At 75.9% G+C, this 2,774-nt stretch carries 4 protein-coding genes; 3 read left to right on the top strand and 1 reads right to left on the bottom strand.

What is annotated here, in order from left to right; all coding sequences use genetic code 11:
* A partial coding sequence (locus HW577_RS23305) for an ATP-binding protein (RefSeq protein ID WP_232475189.1) occupies nucleotides 1-540 on the top strand: 540 nt, incomplete at its 5' end.
* A gap of 177 nt (nucleotides 541-717) precedes the next feature.
* On the opposite strand, the gene HW577_RS23300 is transcribed toward HW577_RS23305, so the two are convergent.
* Nucleotides 718-1,104 (bottom strand): zinc-ribbon domain-containing protein, encoded by a 387-nt coding sequence (locus HW577_RS23300; protein ID WP_198378494.1) that lies wholly within the window; start codon nucleotides 1,102-1,104, stop codon nucleotides 718-720.
* A gap of 80 nt (nucleotides 1,105-1,184) precedes the next feature.
* Between HW577_RS23300 and HW577_RS23295 the strand changes: the two genes are divergently transcribed.
* The gene (locus HW577_RS23295; RefSeq protein WP_198378493.1) at nucleotides 1,185-1,859 is read left to right on the top strand and encodes a cell division ATP-binding protein FtsE; all 675 of its coding nucleotides are present in this window, start codon (nucleotides 1,185-1,187) and stop codon (nucleotides 1,857-1,859) included.
* Nucleotides 1,852-2,709, top strand: coding sequence for a cell division FtsX domain-containing protein (locus HW577_RS23290; protein ID WP_198378492.1), 858 nt, complete (start codon nucleotides 1,852-1,854; stop codon nucleotides 2,707-2,709). Before HW577_RS23295 ends, HW577_RS23290 begins: the two co-directional genes overlap by 8 nt.
* Nucleotides 2,710-2,774: the final 65 nt, after the last annotated feature.

The raw sequence follows: 2,774 nt of genomic DNA, 5'->3' as shown, positions 1-2,774 counted from the left end.
CGCGCGGAGGCCGCGGCGCTGGAGCGGCTGGTGCACCACCACCTCGCCCGCGCGCGGACCGCGGCGCGGGTCGCGGCAAGCGCGGCAAGCACCGTCGCGCCGCTGGCCGTGGCGGAGGAGGTGGCGTCGGCGCTGCGACGGGTCTTCGACGGACGCGGCATCGTCGTCGCCGTGGCGGGCGACGCCACGGCGCAGCTGCGCGTGGACCCCCAGGACCTGACGGAGATGCTCGGCAACCTCATGGAGAATGCGTGCAAATGGGCGCGGCGCCGCGTCGAGGTATCCGTTGCCGTCGCCGCGGGCGGGGTCGTCGTCGGCGTGTCCGATGACGGCCCCGGGCTTACAGAGGACGAACGCCGGGCGGCGCTCATGCGGGGCACACGGTTCGATGAGGCGACGCCGGGTACGGGGCTCGGCCTCGGGATCGTCGCGGATCTCGCGGCCCTCTACGGCGGGGCGCTCGACCTCCAGCCGTCCGCCGCCGGCGGCCTTGCCGCCACGCTGCGCCTTCCGGGGTTTGGGGGCGGGCCGGGCCATTGACCCTGCGGGGGCCTAGCCCGCAGCCCTGCGCCATGAGATTCCCTGTGTCTTGAGGCGGCCGGCCGCCGCTTCACATGTGACGATGTCCACGCATGGGTCGCGCATGGGCGCCTGCCGGCAGCGCGCAGCAGCGTGGACCGGACCTGTGGACGGACAGGTTCCCGTCTCCGTGACGTCTCAGCCAAGCCCCAGCGCTGCGAACAGCCGCGTGCTCGCCGGCCAGGCCGCCATCACGCTCTCCCGCCCCAGCAGGAAGCCCGCCAGCGCGACGGCCACGACGGCGATCGACGCGGCCCAGGCCAGCTTCAGTCGCCGGTCATCCTGCGCCGGCGGTTCCGGCGCGGGGGCGGGCGGCGACGGCGGCGGTGGTGGCGGTGGTGGCGGTTCCGGCTCGGGTTCCGCTTCCCGCACGGGCGGCGTGGGCGGCGGTGGCGCAGGGGCCTCGACCCGCGGCAGCGGGAAATCCGCCTTGCAGCGCGAACAGCGCAGCGTGCGCGCCGGCCCGGCCAGCAGCCGGTCCGGCACCTCGTATTCGGCCGCGCAGGACGGGCATTCGATGCGCATCGCGGCCGCATCCTGTTCCGGGGCCCTCGCGCCGGCAAGGGATGGTTGAGGCAAGGCGCGCCGGCGGGCACAAGACAGGCATGGTGCGATTCGCCCGCGTCGCCCTTTCCTACCCCGACCCGCGTGGCCGGCCGGGGCCCGAGGTGCTGCGCGACGTCTCCTTCACGCTCGGAGAGGGCACCTTCACCTGGATCCTCGGCCCCTCGGGCGCGGGAAAGACCTCCGTGCTGCGGCTGATGCAGGCCGCGCTGCGCCCCACGGGCGGGGAGGTCGAGCTGCTCGGCGTCGCGCTGTCCCGCGCCAGGCGCGGCGAATTGCCGGCGCTGCGCCGGCGGATCGGCGTGGTGCACCAGGAATTCCGGCTGCTCTCGCACCTGTCGGCCTGGGACAATGTGGCGCTGCCGCTGCGTCTGGCCGGCGTCGCGGAATCCTCGCTGCGCGCCGATGTGGGAGAGCTGCTCCACTGGATCGGGCTGGACGGGAAGGAGGACCGCCGACCGGAGGAACTGTCGGGCGGCGAGCAGCAGCGCCTGACCATCGCGCGCGCCATCGTCGCCCGCCCGTCGCTGCTGGTGGCGGACGAGCCGACCTCGGAACTCGATGCCCGCCAGGCGCGGCGCACCATCGCCCTGCTGGCGGAACTGAACCGCCAGGGCACGACGGTGGTGGTGGCGACGCATTCGGAGGACCTGCCCGCGCGGCATCCGGCGCGGATGCTGACGCTCGAGGGCGGGCGGCTGGTCGGCGATGGCTGAGCCCCGGCGACGCCTCGCGCGCGATCCGCTCGGCCTGCGCCGCGCGCTGGCGGACCGGCTGCTGGTCGGCTTGGTGGCTGCGATGGCGCTGCTGGCTGCGGTGGCGCTGGCCGGCAGGTCCGGGGCGGACCGGCTGGCGGAACGTTGGCGCGAAGGCGCGCAGGCCGCGGTGACGGTGCAGGTGCCGCAGCCGACCCCGGAGCGCATGGCGCGCGCGCTGGCGGTGCTGCGCCGCCAGCCGGCGGTGGCGGCGGCGGAGCCGGTCGACCCCGCGCGCATGGCGGAATTGCTGCGCCCCTGGCTCGGCACGGCGGAGGGACTGCCGCTGCCGGGCGTGATCGAGTTGCGGCTGGCGGACCTGTCGGTCGATGCGGTGCTGATCGGCGATGCCGTGGCGGCCGAGGTGCCAGGCGCGGTGACGGAGGCTCATGGCGTCTGGGTCGGCCACCTGACGGCGCTTGCGCGCGCGGTTCAGGGGGTGGCCTTCGCGGCGCTCGCTTTGGTTGCCGGCGTCGCGGCGGCAGTGGTGGGGGTTGCCGTGCGGGCAGGGCTTTCGGCGCGACGAGATGCGGTGCTGGTGCTGCACGGGCTCGGCGCGACGGATGCGGATGTGTCCTCGCGCTTCGCGCGGCGGGCCAGTTTCCTTGCCGCGGCGGGCGCGACCTGGGGCACCGTGCTGGCGCTGCCCGCGCTGGCCGGGCTTGCAAGCCTTGCGGGGCCGCTGGCGGGCGGGGCCGGCTGGCATGCCGTGCCATGGCTGGAGCTCGCGCTGGTGCCGGTGGCGGCGGCGGGCGTCGCCTGGGTGGCGACGCAGGCGACGGTGCGGCTCTGGCTGCGTCGCCTGCCATGAGTGATGCCGAAGGCGCGCCCACGCCCTCGCGCCGCCGCCCGCGGCCGGGGCGCTGGCTCGCCGCG

Source organism: Neoroseomonas rubea (genome assembly GCF_016106015.1).
GTDB lineage: Bacteria > Pseudomonadota > Alphaproteobacteria > Acetobacterales > Acetobacteraceae > Neoroseomonas > Neoroseomonas rubea.
Note: the sequence above shows the minus strand (reverse complement) of the source record. Positions and strands in the feature narration are given on the sequence as shown.

Excerpts from the sequence above, each read along its gene's own strand:
- HW577_RS23300 (WP_198378494.1), bottom strand. The coding sequence starts at position 1,104 with ATGCGCATCGAATGCCCGTCCTGCGCGGCCGAATACGAGGTGCCGGAC.
- HW577_RS23295 (WP_198378493.1), top strand. The coding sequence starts at position 1,185 with ATGGTGCGATTCGCCCGCGTCGCCCTTTCCTACCCCGACCCGCGTGGC.
- HW577_RS23290 (WP_198378492.1), top strand. The coding sequence starts at position 1,852 with ATGGCTGAGCCCCGGCGACGCCTCGCGCGCGATCCGCTCGGCCTGCGC.